This is a genomic window from Paenibacillus sp. J22P165, assembly GCF_059692015.1.
In genome coordinates this window covers 757,805-775,669 of record NZ_JCAUAP010000001.1, presented here as the reverse complement: position 1 = coordinate 775,669, position 17,865 = coordinate 757,805, and the positions used below count along the sequence as shown (strand labels likewise).

The following is a 17,865-nucleotide window of genomic DNA, read 5'->3' as shown; positions in this document are numbered from 1 at the left end:
ATTATTGTTCGATATGAATCCCTTTAGAATCAATTGTCACTTCGGCCTTTAGAATGTCTGACACGAATTTAGTAGGCACAAAAAGCGTATCATTCAAAATGACCGGAGCCGCTCCTAGCGCAACTGGCGCCATTTTGGCAAAGAAATAGCTATCTTTCCCCACACTCACACTCGTCCACTGCGCACCTTTCGAGAGTTCAGCCGCATACGTATCTTGATTCCATTTCACCGTGTAACCCAGACCTTCTGCTACTTTACGGAAAGGAACAAGGGAAACGCCATCTGCATTCTGTTCGACTTCACCCGTCCCCAAATCCACTTTCACTTTGTCAGGCAGCGGAGTAGGATTCGGTTTGATGACCAAATTGTTAGGCAAGCTAAAGCGGAATTCTGGACTTCCTGCCACACCAGCTGCGATCGCGTATTTCGGGAACACCACAACCGCATCCCCTTTTTCTACAAAAAAGCCTTGATCTGCACTAATACCTTTAAATTGATCTTTGAAGAAATATTGCGGATTCTCGTCAATTTTGGCAATAACGCCTGCATCAATCGTTGCCTTGTAATCTGTACCAAGTAGATCCTGGAGCGTCACACGTTGTGCCGCTGCCGCATTCAGCACATTATATGTATCCACTCTCGGCATCCCTGTACCACCCGTTTGTCCATACGTAGTAACAGTGAGGGAAACAACGCCTGAAGGATTTCTTGTGCCATCTGATTTCAATGTGTAGACAATTGTAAGCTCATACGGGCGGTACGTATATCCCTTTTCTTTGGCTGCTGCTGCATCCTCCGAAGCTGTCTTCTCCCAGTTGGCTAAATCTTTATTGGCATGTGAAAGGATGATGTCGTTCAGTTCATCTTGATATTTCGTATCCAGCATACCTGTCAATTGAGGAACTTTAATATTCGTCGTTAAATCTGTGCTCTTGGACGTTAGCACCACTTCTTTAATAACCACTGGTGCTGATGGTGTAGATGCCGAAATGGCTGTAACCGTATCCGCTGAAGCAACACCAGATACAGTCCATACAGAAGCACTTACACCTACAAGCACAGCACAACCAACAACACCGATTTTCAACATGTTCCATGGATTTCTTTTCATTTCCTATTCACTCCTTCTGAGTTATCGTGTTTTTAACTTCTGTTCTAACCTTCACGATAACTAAGACGTACCAGCTTGCGAAAAAGTCCGATAGACACAATTTGTTCACAATTAAGCGAGTCGGAACGTACCTACTACTTGATTCAGATCTGTGGCAATGCCCGCAAGATTTTTGGCAGACGCTGTGATCTCTTCGGCAGAGGCGAGTTGCTCCTCCGTCACCGCTGCGACAGACTGCGCTGTGCCTGAGGTTTGCTGTGCAACGAAGCCTACTTGTGCTACTGTCGCTGCCACTTCTTCTGAACTTGCTGCCATCTGCTCAGCTGCTGCCGCTGTTTCTTGAATTTTGCTCGCTACTTCTTGCGATGCTTGTACGATTTGACCGAATGCTTTCTCGGCAATGCCAACTTCATGAAGACCTTCTTGCACTTCGGTTCTGCCATTGTTCATTACGCCAACAGCTCGCGCTGAATCCCGTTGAATCGAAGTAATAAGATCGGAGATTTCGCGAACGGAGTCATCGGTTTGTGAAGACAACTTGCGAACCTCCCCAGCAACCACCGCAAAACCCTTGCCACTTTCACCTGCACGCGCAGCTTCAATCGCAGCATTCAGCGCAAGCAAATTCGTTTGCGAAGCAATATTTCCTATTATGGTGGTAATTTGGCCAATGCTTTGGGAATGTTTCTCCAGCTCTTGAATGACCAGATTCGCTGCATCAACGGATGTGCTGACTGCTTGCATTTTATTCACAACACGCCCCATAGCATGCGTACCTTGCTCCGCAATGTTTGTAGCCGTCATGGATAACTCGGATACATCGGCGGTTGTTTCTGCAATACGCGAGATCCCTGCTGCCATTTCCTCCATCGCTCTCCCACATTCAACAGAGCTTTGGGCTTGTGTATCTGCTCCATTGGCAAAATCCTGTACCGATACCGCAACATGCTGCGAAGCTGATGTATTCTGCTCAGCGCTGGCGAATAGCTCCTGCGACGAAGCTGCAACGCTTGTCGAGGCTAGCTGCATTTGTTCAACAGAATGACGCAGATGATTCACCATTTGATTCACAGCCCCAACGAACTGGCCAATTTCATCTTTATTGGAAACCATAATCGGCTCAACCGTAAGATCACCTTTTGCAATACGATCCAGTGCTAGTGAAGCTTTGCGTACAGGAACTGAAATAATCCGAACGAGCACGTAGCAGGTTGCGATCATAAATAAGATGATTACGGACAGTACGGTGACTGACATCGTCACACTTTCTCGGTACACTTTCTGGCTATTTTCCTCCGCTAGTAATCCCCCTTGTTGATTGTAAGTAACCATATCTGACATTGTCTTTTGTGCCGCCGCAAAGGCAGTTGACATAGCTGTTAGACTATCTTGCGCTGCTTTGCTCGTTGGATCGCTAGCTAGTTGCTTATTGGCTAGAAACGCTTTTTTGAAGCTCTCCCACTTCACGGTAAGCTCATCTGCGAGGGTAATATCTTCTGCATTCGCAACAGTTTCCTTATATTTTCCTAACAAGTTGTCGATTTGTGTAATGGTTGCATTTAGATCTGTGTCCATTGGCGCATGCTTCGTCACATCAGGCTCCAGCTTTTTTTTATAATACACCGTTAGTAAATGTTCCGAGTTGTAATGAATCTCCTCGATCGTTTCAATACCCTTCATCCAATTCTGCACTAGCGTTCGATTGCTTTCTTTTAGGGCACCCATTCTGCTCATATCTGTCCAGCTTAATGCCCCTACCATGATTAAAATAATTGCAAATACCATGACTAATTTGGTGCGAACGTTCATCTGCATGTCCCATTTCCCCCTATAAAATGTGTAATTCCGAAGGCTTGTGTATACGTCTTTCCTCTCTTGGATATATCATAGATTGAATTCATTAAGTTTGTTCTGTTCTAAACATGTTTAAACTATGAGGTTTTTTAACAATTAGACTGCATCAGGAGGCTGTTCATGTCATCATCTTTGCGTTTCAAACTGGTTGCCTGGCTTGTTCTCATTACATCCATCTCCCTCGCCGTGGTAGGGTTTACCAATTATAAACTTTCAAGCAATAAGCTCTTGCAGAAAATGAACGAGCAGTCTCTTAGTTCAGTCTCGAATTCCGCTCGGAACTTGTATGATTTCTTGTCTATTCGATTGGCAGAGGTCGAGCTCATCAGTCGAGTAAGTATTATGAAACAAGGCACGCAAGCCGAACGCCTGAATTTTTTGACCCATGAACTACAATCAGATAGAAATCACTATCATGCTATGGCTATTGTCGATTTGGAAGGTAACATGGAATTTACCTCAGGTACGAAGATTTCCATCGCGGATGAACTTCGCTTTCAGCAAGCTATGCATGGAAAAACCTATATTTCCGATCCGCATCTAAGCAAAATGAAGGGCGTTTACGTTATCTCGATTACAGCGCCAATCTTTAATGATCAACAAAAGGTCGTCAGTCTAATTGATGTTTCATTAGAAGCTGCACCCTTATTTCATGAACATCTCCTTGCTCCGTTGAATAACGGAGACCTGTTAATCGTCAACCGGGACGGACTCACGATTTATGATACCGATCCTAACGCTATTCTTAAGATGAATATTTTGAACGATTTTCCGGAACTTAGACCCGCTTTTCAACAAGCTGTACGCGACGGAATTGGCTTTGTCGACGAATCCATTATCACGGGTAATAAGATCAGATGGTTCTACGCTCGTATTCCCCATCTCGATTGGTATCTTGCTTATTCCATGCCGATCAAGGACATCGAGGCCCCTACGAGCGCTCTACTGTGGTGGACGGTGGGATTAATCGCGATGGCTGCTGTGATCATTTTCATGCTTATTTACCTCACAACGAATCAGCTGATTATCAAAAGAATTAAACAAATCCTCCAAGTCACTGAGGCCGTTGCAGCTGGTAACTTCCACACGAGACCTATCGTGTTTACAAGTAAAGATGAATTAGGCGCACTCGCCCTTTCTGTTAATGGAATGATGGAAAATATACGTGAGCTCTTCGAGCCCTTTGAAGCTTTTATTCGTCATAATCAATATGCCATGATCGTGTTGGATCCGAATTTCATGATTAACCACCTCAACAGCAGAGCTACGCAGATGCTTGGGTATTCCTTAGGAGAAGTACATAAAATTGCCTCTCCCCTCATCTGGTTAGATCAACAACAGCTTCGTGAACGTGCGATTCAGTATTCTGCTGAACTCGGCGAGATGATTCCCGCGGACTGTACGACACTTGTGATTCGATCCTTACGACATCTGAAGGAGGACTTGGAGTGGACTTGGTATCACAAAGATGGTACCCGACTCTATGTACAGGCGAGTGTTAGCTGTATCACGCATCCGAATGGCGAACTGAAAGGGTATGTGCTCATTGCGCGCGATATCAGTGACATTAAGGAAAGTAATGAGACTAAGGAACGGCTGTTCACGATTGTTGAGAGTGCACGGGATGCGATTCTGACTTTTGATCAAGACGGTTACATCTTCTATATAAATCCTGCCGGCATCCATTCAATGGGATTAGAGGGAGCCAACTATACGCGTGTGCATTTCCATGAGTTTGTGGAAATTCTGAATGACATTAATTTTGAGGAAGGACTTCAAACGGCAATCCGCGAGGGATTCTGGGAATTCGAAGCTGAAGTTAGGACCAAAAAACATCACAATATCATCGTTTCGCTCGTCATTGTCCCTCACTTCCCCCTCAATAACGGTGAGCTGTATTTCTCGGCAATCACGAGAGATATTACAGATCAAGTCCAAGCCAAAGAGGCACTTATCCTAGCCAAACAAGAAGCGGATGATGCCAATCTAGCCAAAGGCGTGTTCCTTGCCCGGATGAGCCATGAAATACGTACGCCGCTTAATGGGATCGTAGGACTTTCTCACTTGCTGGAGAAAACCGCGATGACCGAATTGCAAACAGATTACATGCGCAAAATTTCGCGTTCCGCGCTCTCTCTTTCCCATATCATCAACGACATTCTGGACTTCTCTAAACTGGAAGTAGATAAGCTTGTGATTGAACATCACCCCTTCCAGCTCGATGAGACCATTGATCGTGTGTGTGAAACGCTGAGTGTACTGCTAGGGCATAAACCTGTTGATTTCATATGCGATATTCCTGATCAAGTTCCCGTTGGATTGATTGGTGATTCCCTGAGGCTCTATCAAGTGCTTCTGAATCTCTCCAGCAATGCGATTAAATTCACCGAGCAGGGAACTGTCACACTTCGGGTGCGAATTGATCAGATCGTTGAGAATGAAGTGACCCTCCGCTTCACAGTCACTGACACCGGCATCGGCATGGATGAGAAGCAGTTAGCTAATTTGTTTCAACCCTTTATCCAAGGAGACGAAGTCACGAGTCGTAAATATGGCGGGACTGGGCTTGGACTGGTCATTTCCAAAAACATTATTGAAAATATGGGGGGCTCAATCTCCGTCTCCAGTACACAAGATGTGGGGAGTGAATTTCTTGTCCTCCTCACCTTTACCTTGTATTTACCAACACATCACTCCTACTTGCCATTACCGCTTACTATGCTCGTCGTCGAAGATCACCCTGCGCTCAATCAGGTGCTTGTCCAGAATCTTCAATCCATGTGCATGGATGCAGCAGGCGTCTACACGTGGAAAGAGGCCCTTCAACTTCTTGATCATATTGCGTTTGATATTTTGCTGTTGGATATGGAAGCTGATGATATGTACGGTGAAGAGGTGTGGTTAACTATGCTGGGCTCTTGCAAAAGACAAGGGATCTGGACAGTCGTATACACCTCCTTATCGGGAAGAGATGCGCTTGAGCAGCTTCCGAGTGACTCATCGCCCGATGCCATTCTGGTTAAGCCGATCTCGCGAAGTCTACTGTACAGGACACTTGCCGCACTACATGCTGATAGGGAGACTATTCCATCTAGTTTGACAGATAAGCCTGCCAAAGTGAGTGAGCAAGCGTTGACCACCAAGCCGGTCTTCACGGGAGAAGATCCGCTCCGCATTCTAATTGTCGAAGATAACGAGATTAATCAAACCGTAGCACGCTCATTACTGGAAAACATGATGAATTGTCACATCCAATTAGCTGGAAATGGATTCGAAGCTTTGCACGATTTGGAGAATCATAGCTATGATTTGATCCTGATGGATATCCATTTGCCTGAGCTAGATGGCATAGAAACAACCAAGCGTATACGGAATGAACCAAGGTGGGCGCACATTCCGATCATTGCCATTACAGCTGATTCAACGCTGGATAATCGGATGGCCTGCTTGGAGGCAGGTATGAGTGAGATGATCTCTAAGCCCATCATTCCAGAACGGCTGCAAGCTGCCATTGAGACCACACTCCAGCTGCATAAGGAGGAGAGGACCCTGCCACATCTCCATATCGCAGAGGCACTCCAACGTATTGGAGGAAAAACAGAGATTTATCGTGAAATGCTGCGCAAATTCCAAGATCAAACGAACCCCATTATGGCGCAATTGCAAGTGGCAATCGAGACGCAGAATCTCGAACGAGCACTTGATTTACTTCATGGTATTCGTGGCTCTTCCAGCAACCTATCGGCTTATCTTGTGTATGCCGCGGCAAGCCATTTGGAGGATGTTGTGAAGGCACAAGCGGGGCTGCAAGCAGCTGATCGAGACGTAGCTGGTATGATGCAATTGCTTCAAACGTTAACGTTAGAGCTGCAGGCTGTTTATCAAACGATCCAAAAATTGCTACTTGATTGAAAAAAACATGAATTTATGTCACTATATGCGTATGCTCCCTCTAAGAGCGTGTCATTTTATACGTATAGGTGGTTAAATTGTTATGACTGAACATGACGCTCCATATCGCATCTTGTTGTACTATAAATTCGTTGCTGTTGCTGATCACGAAGCATTGGCGCGAGAACATCTGGCTTATTGCAAAAAGCTCGGTGTAAAAGGACGCATTCTGATTGCTCCTGAAGGTATTAACGGTACTCTTTCCGGGACCGTAGAGCAAACGGAAGCCTACATGGCCATGATGAATCTCATGCCATTGTTTAAAGATATGGTTTACAAGATCGACGAGCACGAAGGACATGCCTTCAAAAAGCTGTTTGTCCGTCCGAAGAAGGAACTCGTTACCTTCCGTCTTGAAGAAGACGTGAATCCGAATGAGCTGACAGGGACGCATTTGAAGCCGAAGGAATTTTATGAGAAGCTCCAAAATGAAGATGTCATCGTCCTCGATGGCCGTAATCATTATGAGTATGATATCGGACATTTCCGTGGTGCGATTCGCCCCGAAGTCGAGACGACCAAGGAATTCCCGGAGTGGATTCGCAACAATCTGCAGGAGTTTAAAAACAAACCAATTCTTACTTACTGCACGGGCGGCATCCGTTGTGAGAAATTATCTGGTTTCTTGATCAACGAAGGCTTCACCGACGTGTATCAGCTCGATGGTGGGATCGTCACCTACGGCAAAGATGAAGAGGTTCAGGGTCGTCTATTCGATGGGAAATGCTATGTATTCGATGAGCGCATCTCCGTACCGATTAACCGAACAGAAGAGGACATTGTTGTTGGCAAATGTTACCACTGCGGCACCGCAGAGGATCGCTATATTAACTGTGCGAACGACCTTTGCCACTTGAAACATATTTGCTGCGAGGCTTGTGAAGAGGAGCATGACAGCTTCTGTTCCAAGGAATGCGAGGAGAAAACGTTGAGCTCGTTGGAGGCTTAGGATTTGTTCGGCGGGGCTACATTTTGTAGACCGAGCTACTCCGCTTAGCCGCAGCTGTACTGCTGCCCTGCTCAGCCTCACGCGACCAGCCGCGTTTAGCTGGACAAACTACAGCTAAATTCGCAAGGATCAGCTGAATAAGCCATCTACATGTAAAAACTCCAGTTAAATTTCACCTTTATCGCGATAAGCGGTCAAAGGGGTGAAATTAGCTGGAGTTTTTACAGTTATTCGCTTAAATCGGGCGAATCAGCCCGAAATAGCTGTAGCTTTTACAGTTAAGTGGCTGCGAATGCAAGCGTGCCTGCCTCTAGCCAGTCGGATCTTCTATCTGTTCCATTATTCGATCAATTAAGGGGTAGACAAGCTCCTCTTCCAATGTGAAATGCTTCAGCAGAATGAGACAGGCCGTCAGCAGCTCAGAGGCCATCACATGGACGAAGTCCATATCGATCGGGACGGTCATGGCATTGACACCATTGACGTATGACTGTACGACTCTTTTGGCCAAATCATGATCCTGCTCCAACACATGCATGGACCGCGACACCGAGATAGCCATCGTCGGATGTAAATAAGTTTGCAGGCTCGGGAATAAGACTTGCTCTTCCCATTCCGAATGCTGCTCCAACTCCTCCACCAAGGATAGAATGCCGTCCTGAAGTTCGATCAGACGACACATTCCAATTGAGCAATCATCAAGGGTGTACAAAGCTGCAGCTAACGTTCGAATATCGGAGAGCTGCTCACGCATTTGCACATGCTCCTCCTTCAAACGCTGGGCTAGCATTCTAAATTCACTAGGATTCACATTATTTGCCCGATTCGTTTGAATGCTCAAACGGTCACTCATTCGACATCCTCCTCCGAGTTTTCATAAGAAAACTTTCTTCGTAAGCATCAGCTTAAAGTTTCTTTTAGAAACTGCTTCGTATGTAACCAAACCTCGTCCCCGAAAACGCCCTCTCGCACGGCCAACAGAGGCAGGTTTCATCACCAATAAGAGAGTCCTTCTCGCGTAAGATAGCTACATCTATTTATGCGGGCAGCAAAAACCCCATACCGCATTATCATTGTATGCGGCATGGGGCTGTTATCATGCGAAAGAATGTCTAATAATCGTTCCTATCGAACTCGGCTTTCCGTCAAATGAAATTGATTCACAAGCAGCAGCATAGAATGCGTGATCGCACCTACATCACCTGTGGTTTGACGCACATGATGCATGTCCTGCAGCAGCTCCTTCACCGTCTGCTCAACCTCCGCAGAGATAAGCCGGTTCTCTTTGCTCACCGCTGCAATCTTCTCCATGAGCGCAACGACTTCCTCCACAACCTGGGTTTTCATGGTATCGTGCGCGTTTGCCGAGCTAAGAATTTCAGAAGCCGCAGCCACAATCTGTGTCCCTTCAAGAACGACCTTTGTGCCTTCTTCCATGGAAATGAAAGCTTCATTCGCATGTCGTTCAATATGTTCGATCGTCTCATTGATCTCTGTGGTTGATTTCTTGGTCAAATCTGCCAGCTTGCGAATCTCACCAGCAACGACGGCAAAGCCTTTGCCATGCTCACCAACACGCGCGGCTTCAATGGAAGCATTCAAAGAAAGTAAATTCGTCTGTGCAGAAATTTCTTCAATGACTTTCAGCAGCTTCGGAATTTCTTGCGTTGTATGCAAGAAGGTTTGGATCGTTTGATTCGTTTCTTCCACCTTCGCCGAAATATCCGTCATCTTCTGACCGATCCGTTCAACCTCATCTTGTGCGACAGCTATCTGCCCGGATGCCTTCATCTCCAGCTCGCGTAGGGTTCCGCTCATATTTAGCGTTACATCCTTTGCGACATCAATGTCCTTCAGCTGACCACGCAGTGAGCGAATCATATCATGGATCTTCGTACTCATACGTCCGGTTGATTGCTCGGTAGAACCCGTTGAGTCGTTCATCCGTTCTTGGCTAACCTGAACCTCCGCTGCCGCTTGCTTCACTTGCAGCATAATACCTTCCAAGGAATCGATCATATTATTGATCCATTTGGCCAAATCCCGCGTCTCATCTCCAGCAAATTCATCCACCTTCAGACGCTGTGTCAAATCCCCTTTTCCCTCTGCGTTAATCCGGATAAATTTGTTGATTTGTGCAAGCTGCCTGGCAATCGGCTTACTCCCCCTGCGCCTAATCAAGCTTGCGCCAATTCCGCCGAAGAATAGACTGACACCTGCCATAATGGCAGCGCCGACAACATTGGATACATGCCCATTTAATAACCAGAAGCCGCCTGCGGACAGTAGTATGTAGAGCGTAATAAATCTCATTTGTAGGCTGAACATTTTCCAATCGATCGAACGTATTCGATACACTTCTTCCAAATCTCCTTCGCACATCATCCCCCATACGTCGGGGCAATGAGGCAGCTGGAAGGTTACACCTTTTCCAATAACTGAAATATGACGATAATCGGAATAACCTGGGTATTCAACGAATAAATTATTTCCCTTAGCAATCGTTCCCGCAACACCTGGATGCAGTTGTCCTGTCGCAGGATCCGTAAAAACAAGTTCCAACTCTGTGTGCTCTTTGACACCAACGATACCAAAGTCAGTGCGAACGCCATCTTTTAAATTATCCCCATGGGTAAAGGTCAAATCTTCGAATCGACTTCGCGATAGGGCTGTTCCAGGAATTATTTGTTTATTTAACACTGGTTTGGCCATGAATAAATAGTTATCACCTGAGTCTGGATACACATGTCCTGATTCCCGTTGGATCAAATCTCCCAGCACATCGTTCGGTACACGGCCGCATACCGCTCCTTTCCATTGCCCACGTTCCATAATAGGTGCAATAAAAGCAATCGTCATCGCATCATGGAAGGGTGAGGTGCTCGGTCCGATTTGCAATGTAAGCGGGTCAGAGAACGGTCCGAATAGGCATTTCACACCTTTGCGCGATTCCTCCAGCCCTTTCCCAAGTACACCGCCTCCCGCATAAGATCTTCCCGTATGAGCTTGATGTGTGGAGTATACGACAGAAGCTTTCTCATTCAAAATGAATACCTCAGAGAAATCTGCGCCACTCTTCATTGTCGCGGCCAGCATTCTTCCTACTACAGATGAATCCTTGGAAACGGGCTCCGTCAACCATTCTGTTCCTGATAATTGTAACTGTTCCAGCAACCGATCCAAATTGGACCAGTAAGCAAGGGCCCAGCCACGTAAAATTTCCGTCCTTGTGTGAGCAATGCCTTCGAAAATATGCTCCACATCTTCCTTGATATGACGATTCAGGCGGTAAGACCACCACAAAGGCAGCCCCTTCTTAAATCCCAGCCAATCAAACATATCCAACACCCCTTTATCACATTTACTGTGACTTTATTTAACATTCACTTATTCGACAATTTTATAGCGATTTCCATTGTAAAGCAAGACAAATAACTGAATATTCCAGTACATTTCCGAACATTCACAAAAAATTCATGAGGAATGTCGGTATTTTTACTTGTTAGTTATATTGACATAATTTTCTGAAAAATCTACAATATAAGAAAAACCACCTCAGAATAACTATACAATGTTATTTTATCTAACAAAAAGAACTTAGATCAGAAAGGAGGCCTGGTTTCTGCTTCGGGCCCTTAGCTTCCTGTAGCTTCCGAAAGCATAATGATGAAACCAGGGAGCTGCGATGTCCAAACCTGAGAATCTGGTCACTACCCCTTATGATCCTCGTCCTTTTTTTGATGAGATGTTTATGAACGCTTACTCGGTTCGCCCTCATTATCAAAGTACATTCCTTCAATTCATGTCGATGAAGACAGGTAATTTAAACAAGCGCCAGACCGCTACGATGAAAAGGATGATGGAAGAAGGGATTACTTTTACCCTTTACAGCCCTGATCAGACGGAGGCACTTGAACGCACACTCCCTTTCGATCCAATCCCTAGGATTATTCCTCAGGACGAATGGCTGAAGCTCGAGCGAGGGCTCAAGCAGCGGGTTAAGGCACTTAATCTGTTTCTCAAAGATATTTATCATGATCAGGCTATTCTCAAAGATGGGATTATTCCTAGAAAAATGGTGCTTTCGAATTGTTATTTCCGACCTGAGATGATGCGCCTTTCGATTCCAAATGATGTCTACGTTACAGCCTCTGGTATTGACTTAATTCGAGATGAACAGGGTGAATATTTCGTTCTTGAAGATAATCTCCGTTCTCCCTCTGGCTTCTCTTACTTATATAAAAGCAGATCGATTATGACGCACTTATTCCCTGAACTCGTATTCAGTCATTCCATTCAAGATATCGAGCATAGCTTAAATGTGTTTCTAACCGCACTTCGCAAGTTAAGTCCTTCCGGTAAGGCAGATCCTGTTATCGGTTTGTTGACACCAGGCTGCTATAACTCCGCCTATTTCGAGCACACTTTCCTCGCTCAGCAAATGGGGTTAGAGCTCGTTGAAGGGCACGATCTCGTGGTTATTGACCATAAAGTGTATATTCGTGGCATCAAAGGACTTCGCCAAATCGATGTTCTCTACCGCCGGATTGATGATGATTTCTTGGATCCTCTCGCTTTCGATCCGAGTTCGATGTTAGGTGTCGCTGGCATAATGAACGCCTATCGCGCGGGTAATATCAACATCGTAAACGCCCCTGGTACAGGTGTAGCCGATGACAAAGCCATCTACGCCTACGTACCCGATATGATTCGTTACTATCTAAATGAAGAACCCATTTTAAACAACGTACCGACGTATATTCTTTCCCGTCCTGATGAGCGGGAGCATGTTCTGGCGCATTTGCACGAAATGGTTGTCAAAGAAACCTCCCTGTCGGGCGGCTATGGCATGCTGATTGGACCTTCAGCTTCTGAGAGTGAAATCGCTGATTTCCGGCTCAAAATCCTAGCCAACCCTGATCGCTATATCGCACAACCAACCATTCAATTATCCAGAGCTCCTGTCATGATTGATGGTCAGATGGCTGCTAGGCATATTGATTTGCGAGCTTTTGTCATTGCAGGTGAAGACATTCAAGTAATTCCAGGTGGACTCACGCGTGTTGCGTTGAAAGAAGGCTCTCTTGTGGTGAATTCTTCGCAAGGCGGAGGATGTAAAGATACGTGGGTTGTTCGCTAAACGCGACCTACAATTTGAATGGAGGCTAAGGGATATGGTAATGATGGGACGAACAGCGGAAGCTTTATTCTGGATCGGTAGATATTCGGAAAGAACTGAGAATCACGCTAGGCTGATCGATGTGTATTATCATATCCGCGAGGACAGAGAGGCCAGCGGCAGTCAATCTTGGAGCAGGCTTATTGATACCATCGGGGACCGATCTGTTTTCATAGAGCATTACGGCAGCTTCACCGAGCAGCATGTACTTCAATACATTACACTTGATAAAAATAATGCCAACTCCCTACTCGCCTGCACAAACCACGCACGTGCTAATCTACGAAATATTCGGGAGAAAATGCCTTCCGAGTTGTGGGATATTTTGAATGGACTCTATTTGTGGCTAAAAGAAAAAGAAGTCCGTGATATCACGAATGATTCCCCTCATCTGTTCTATCGCTTTATCCGCGACACGTTATCCATGTTTCAAGGTGCGGCTATTTCGGTCATGCCTCGTCAGAACGAGTGGCATTTCGTAGAAGCTGGGCGCTACCTAGAACGGGCGGAGAATCTGCTTCGCTTAATTCAGTCTCTCTGTTCGGAGTATGCTAAGGAGGACTTCTCGTCCTATCCGCTTATGCTTGCGGTATTAAAATCGGTCAGCGGATACGAATCATATCGAAAAGAGTATGCGGACACGGTAAATCTGACGAACATCATCAAATTTTTGCTGTTAAATGAGACCTTCCCACGTTCAGTCGCTTTCTCTATTCATTCTTTGGAACGCTCGTTCAAAGGAATTCAATTGGATGATCCCGAGCTCAACAACGCCGTGCATAAGTTAGCCAAACTAGCTGGAAAAGTGAAAGCGAATTTGGCCTGCATGGATGAGGATGACTTGAAATCTGGCAAATTAGAAACGACACTACACACATTACTCGACTCCTGCAATGGGATGGGGGCTAAAATGTCGAAGGTCTTTTTTCCCTCTCGGGAGGAGGTTATCGCATGAAAAAGCTGGAGATCACGCACATTACTCGTTATTCCTACACCGATTCCGCACAGGACAGTGTCAATGAGATTCGGCTAACCCCATTAACGGACAATCGTCAGTCTTGTTATCACCATGCAATTACCACAGAGCCTGTGTCGGCTTTCTTTACGTATTCCGATTATTTTCACAACCGTGTACATGCTTTTACTGTCAACAAGCTTCATCGTGAGCTCACGATCAAAATGGTCTCTACCGTCGTCACACATGACAATGATAACCATCCTGTGTCCATCCCCTCACTCTACGAGGAAAAAGCTTCGAGATTCGCAGACGACTTTCAAAATGAATATGCCGAATATTTATTACCTACAAGCTATACCGGTTTAACCCCGGAGCTCAAAGTATATTCCGATGCTATCGTCGATGATGGCGTACCTTTATACGATCTGCTCCAAACGATCTATACCACTATCAATCGCGATTTCACCTATGATGTTTCAGCAACCTCCGTGCAGACAACGGTAGGCGAAATGCTAAAGCTGAGACGTGGTGTTTGTCAGGACTACTCTCATTTCATGATCACGATTTGCCGCGAGAAAGGCATACCCGCCAGATATGTGAGCGGCTACCATTTCGTTGGGGATTTGCAAGGAGGCAGTGCTGATTTCACGCAAGCGTCCCACGCTTGGGTCGAATGTCTCATCCCAGGCTCAGGCTGGTTCGGTTATGATCCGACGAATAATTGTGAAGTTAATTGGCGCTATATCAAGCTAGGTCATGGGCGAGACTATAATGATATCGTCCCTGTCAAAGGTGTCTATCGCGGCTCAGGTACACAGGATTTAGAAGTTATCGTGGATGTTAAGCTAGTGGAATAGACGCCACAGCAGATACGAAACTTCCGAAAAAAGGCGCGGATCCTGGATCCGCGCCTTTTGCTATTTAAAAGAAATCTGTCAAATACGTTGTTCGCTCTGGAATGATGCGTTCCAATCTCGCGATCTCCCCAACGTCGCCATGTAGACGGCCAATGCGATGCAGCAAGGAAGCTCCTTTATATCCCATTAGCAGCGCGGATAATGTTTGAATATCACACGAAATGAAATCGAACGCATGTTCCCCTTCAACTTTGACAATTTCATTCCCTTCGCCACTTCCTGGTTGAATGCGGAATAGCCCATTATTCCACTCGGCATGGCTGTCACTGAGTTGAAGATAGAATGGCTCGCTAGCCTCTGTCTCTTCCGCAACAGCATTGAATGGATACAACCGAAGGAATGCAGCTGCATCAACGATCCTTGCCATAAAATAAGGAATGACTTCTTGTTTAATTCGTGGATCGTTCAACATATATGGCAGCGGGTCGCCAATCGGCGCTTGGCATACCACTTTTTCAATCATTGAGTCATGATTAGAGATTAAACGCCATAGTCCGCGAGTGGCATCCTCTGTTAGCGCTATCAACTCATGTACAGTGAGCACCTTATCCTTTACCTGATAAATGATGTAGCCTTCCGGTTCTCCAGCAGGATTCAAATACAGGGTTACGATCCCTTTCTTCTTTCCATTAAATACTTTCTTGTGCCACCAGTCCTCCGTTCGAACGATCATGCCGTTGTAGCGTTTGGCATATGCCTCGTAGATTGGATTCAGCACTGCAGCATCCGCTTTAATCCGTCGCAACGAGCTGCCTTCAGCAACCACTGGCTTCGGTAACTGATTGACAGCAAGTTCATACCGCATGTAATCGATGTAAGCTTCCCAACCATATTTGCGATAAAAAGCAAAGGCAAACGGTGCTAGGAATGAAACAATCTGCCCGGAATCTTTCATCATCTGCAATGATTGTGACAACAATTGACCGACCATTCCCTGGCGACGATATTCCGGCCATGTCGCAACGCCAGCAATACCTCCCATGGCAAAGGCTTTACCGTTAATCCATGTTTCGAAATCTAGAATCGTTAGTTTGGCTGCTAACTGATCTTCAATGAAATATCCCCATGTCTCTTGTGAAGCCATGGCAGCCAGACGTTCTTCCCGCTCCTCCGGCAATACCGTATATTGAAATGCAAACTCCGATAAGGCAAGACTGTCATTAAAATTTTCCTGTTTCAACAATCTGATCTGATCCATAGTGCCTCCTACTAGTCCATTTTCTACTATTGTAACATGTAGAAATCAACATAATCTAGATAACCCAATTACAAGCAACATTCTTAAAAAGTGATAAGACTTCACACCCTCCTGAACATATTTATGGTTATTTTCCGAAAATCAGACGATAGTTCCACGGCTATCACACAACTACAATAGAAATACGCAGATCGTCATCACTTCCTGAAGACAGCATGCATTCCTAATTCTGCGTAGTGGAGAGGTTTCCTAGACAATGAAAGAAGGTGATCAACCTCACATCGCAAGTCCAGAACGACCAACAATCAGCATGAATTTTGCAGCAGCCAGCCATTCATTCATTCATTCATTCATTCCGAGACAAGGCGTTTATTTCGTACAAACAGGAGGTTTTTTATGAAAACGAAAGTAACACTGTTAGTGCTTGTTTTCTTCCTTATGATGGGGTCAGTTGTCGCGTTTGCTGCACCACAAGTTAATACCTTTGAGCGGCCCGCAAGAGGAAGCGCTTACAGCTTGTCACAATGGGGAATCGACGGTTGGAGCGCACCTTGGGACCTTGGCATGAGCACAAGAACATGGATCGACGGCTACAATTTTAACCACTCTGGCGGTCAATCTCTTCGCGTCTTCTATCCACAAGGCCAAATTGACCCGCAAAACTCGGGAGCTCAAGCACCTTTTACCGTAACACCAGGACAGGAATATTACTTATCCTATTGGGTACGTTTCAGCAGTGATTTCAGTTGGGGCTCAACCGAAAATGCAGGCAAACTGGGGCTTGGACTAGCCGGTGGTGCCGCTTGTTCAGGTGGTCAGGAGTGTACGGGCTACAATGGTTTTAGCTCTCGGATGATTTGGCGTTCAGGCGGGCAAGCCGCTATTTATTACTATCACATGGGCAATGCTGGCCAATATGGGGATTATGCTGTTTTGAAAAATAACGGCAACGACATCTATTACCCCAAAGGCACATGGGTAAACATCGTCCAGCGCCTTAAAGTCAACACCGTTACTGGCGGAAATGCCAATCCGGATGGCGAGATCCAAATTTGGTATAATGGCATTTCTGCAGCCAACATTACTGGATTGCGTTTCGTTCGCAACACCGACAAGGTCGATAAAGCTTACTTCTCCTCTTTCTTCGGCGGAGCTACTTCGGCATTCGCGCCTCAGAACGACTCCTACATCTGGTACGACGATCTTAAGGTTTCCACCAATATTGCAGAAATTTGCGAGCTAGCCGTTGGCGGTTGTTACAACCGCACGTTCCAAGCGGAAAGCTACAATTCTATGAGTGGCGTCATCACTGAGACCACACCTGATACAGGCGGTGGCCAGAATGTTGGCGCGATTGACAACCAAGATTGGATCGCATTTAGCAATGTAAACATTCCCACGGCGGGTACGTATTTGGTCGAATATCGAATTGCGTCACCGAATAATAACGGGAAGATCTCGCTGGACATTAATTCTGGCGGAACCGTATTAGGTCAAATTGATATTCCCAATACCGGTAGCTGGTCTAGCTATCGTACCGTCTCTCATCAGGTTCAGATTCCCGCAGGGACACATCAATTAGGCCTCTATGCGGTTACCGGCGGCTTTGATATCAATTGGTGGAAAATCACGAAATTATATTAATTACATTTGAGGTAAGAACAAGCCAGTTGCCGAGGCAACTGGCTTGTTCTTTTTTACTCCTCCTCACAAACTGCCGAATTAAACCGAGCATTCTACCTTAACCA

11 protein-coding genes are annotated in these 17,865 nt (G+C 45.7%); 6 read left to right on the top strand and 5 right to left on the bottom strand.

The annotated features are described in order from the left end of the window. Position 1 precedes the first annotated feature (1 nt). Together AC58QM_RS03340 and AC58QM_RS03335 are read right to left on the bottom strand one after the other, a co-directional pair. Positions 2-1,111 carry a stalk domain-containing protein gene (locus tag AC58QM_RS03340; protein WP_497281331.1) on the bottom strand — a complete coding sequence of 370 codons (1,110 nt, stop codon included), beginning with the start codon at positions 1,109-1,111 and terminating at the stop codon, positions 2-4. Between the two features lie 111 nt (positions 1,112-1,222). Beyond that, positions 1,223-2,926, bottom strand: a complete 1,704-nt coding sequence (locus tag AC58QM_RS03335) for a methyl-accepting chemotaxis protein (RefSeq protein ID WP_497281329.1) — start codon at positions 2,924-2,926, stop codon at positions 1,223-1,225. Between the two features lie 159 nt (positions 2,927-3,085). On the opposite strand from AC58QM_RS03335, the gene AC58QM_RS03330 reads away from it, so the two are divergent. Continuing rightward, entirely contained in the window at positions 3,086-6,877 is a 3,792-nt protein-coding gene (locus tag AC58QM_RS03330; RefSeq protein WP_497281328.1) for a response regulator, read from the top strand. Between the two features lie 82 nt (positions 6,878-6,959). Next, a complete protein-coding gene (gene trhO / locus AC58QM_RS03325) occupies positions 6,960-7,865 on the top strand; it encodes an oxygen-dependent tRNA uridine(34) hydroxylase TrhO (RefSeq protein WP_497281326.1) in 906 nt (301 codons plus the stop codon). A 310-nt stretch (positions 7,866-8,175) separates the two neighbouring features. On the opposite strand, the gene AC58QM_RS03320 is transcribed toward trhO, so the two are convergent. Together AC58QM_RS03320 and AC58QM_RS03315 are read right to left on the bottom strand one after the other, a co-directional pair. Further along, entirely contained in the window at positions 8,176-8,718 is a 543-nt protein-coding gene (locus tag AC58QM_RS03320; protein ID WP_497281325.1) for a hemerythrin domain-containing protein, read from the bottom strand. Positions 8,719-8,990: 272 nt separating this feature from the next. Next, positions 8,991-11,204, bottom strand: coding sequence for a methyl-accepting chemotaxis protein (locus tag AC58QM_RS03315; RefSeq protein WP_497281324.1), 2,214 nt, complete (start codon positions 11,202-11,204; stop codon positions 8,991-8,993). 346 nt (positions 11,205-11,550) lie between these two features. Between AC58QM_RS03315 and AC58QM_RS03310 the strand changes: the two genes are divergently transcribed. The 3 genes from AC58QM_RS03310 to AC58QM_RS03300 are packed head-to-tail and all read left to right on the top strand — an operon-like array spanning position 11,551 to position 14,859. After that, entirely contained in the window at positions 11,551-13,005 is a 1,455-nt protein-coding gene (locus AC58QM_RS03310) for a circularly permuted type 2 ATP-grasp protein (RefSeq protein ID WP_497281322.1), read from the top strand. Positions 13,006-13,039: 34 nt separating this feature from the next. Continuing rightward, the gene (locus tag AC58QM_RS03305) at positions 13,040-13,999 is read left to right on the top strand and encodes an alpha-E domain-containing protein (RefSeq protein WP_497281320.1); all 960 of its coding nucleotides are present in this window, start codon (positions 13,040-13,042) and stop codon (positions 13,997-13,999) included. Further along, entirely contained in the window at positions 13,996-14,859 is an 864-nt protein-coding gene (locus AC58QM_RS03300) for a transglutaminase family protein (RefSeq protein ID WP_497281318.1), read from the top strand. The genes AC58QM_RS03305 and AC58QM_RS03300 overlap by 4 nt, the downstream gene beginning before the upstream one ends. 64 nt (positions 14,860-14,923) lie before the next feature. Here the strand turns inward: AC58QM_RS03300 and AC58QM_RS03295 are convergent, their stop codons facing one another. Beyond that, entirely contained in the window at positions 14,924-16,117 is a 1,194-nt protein-coding gene (locus tag AC58QM_RS03295) for a GNAT family N-acetyltransferase (protein WP_497281316.1), read from the bottom strand. 396 nt (positions 16,118-16,513) lie between these two features. Between AC58QM_RS03295 and AC58QM_RS03290 the strand changes: the two genes are divergently transcribed. Then, positions 16,514-17,761, top strand: coding sequence for a carbohydrate-binding protein (locus AC58QM_RS03290; RefSeq protein ID WP_497281314.1), 1,248 nt, complete (start codon positions 16,514-16,516; stop codon positions 17,759-17,761). Positions 17,762-17,865: the final 104 nt, after the last annotated feature.

Excerpts from the sequence above, each read along its gene's own strand:
- AC58QM_RS03320 (WP_497281325.1), bottom strand. The coding sequence starts at position 8,718 with ATGAGTGACCGTTTGAGCATTCAAACGAATCGGGCAAATAATGTGAAT.
- AC58QM_RS03295 (WP_497281316.1), bottom strand. The coding sequence starts at position 16,117 with ATGGATCAGATCAGATTGTTGAAACAGGAAAATTTTAATGACAGTCTT.
- AC58QM_RS03330 (WP_497281328.1), top strand. The coding sequence starts at position 3,086 with ATGTCATCATCTTTGCGTTTCAAACTGGTTGCCTGGCTTGTTCTCATT.
- AC58QM_RS03335 (WP_497281329.1), bottom strand. The coding sequence starts at position 2,926 with ATGCAGATGAACGTTCGCACCAAATTAGTCATGGTATTTGCAATTATT.
- trhO (WP_497281326.1), top strand. The coding sequence starts at position 6,960 with ATGACTGAACATGACGCTCCATATCGCATCTTGTTGTACTATAAATTC.
- AC58QM_RS03310 (WP_497281322.1), top strand. The coding sequence starts at position 11,551 with ATGTCCAAACCTGAGAATCTGGTCACTACCCCTTATGATCCTCGTCCT.
- AC58QM_RS03300 (WP_497281318.1), top strand. The coding sequence starts at position 13,996 with ATGAAAAAGCTGGAGATCACGCACATTACTCGTTATTCCTACACCGAT.
- AC58QM_RS03305 (WP_497281320.1), top strand. The coding sequence starts at position 13,040 with ATGGTAATGATGGGACGAACAGCGGAAGCTTTATTCTGGATCGGTAGA.
- AC58QM_RS03315 (WP_497281324.1), bottom strand. The coding sequence starts at position 11,204 with ATGTTTGATTGGCTGGGATTTAAGAAGGGGCTGCCTTTGTGGTGGTCT.
- AC58QM_RS03290 (WP_497281314.1), top strand. The coding sequence starts at position 16,514 with ATGAAAACGAAAGTAACACTGTTAGTGCTTGTTTTCTTCCTTATGATG.
- AC58QM_RS03340 (WP_497281331.1), bottom strand. The coding sequence starts at position 1,111 with ATGAAAAGAAATCCATGGAACATGTTGAAAATCGGTGTTGTTGGTTGT.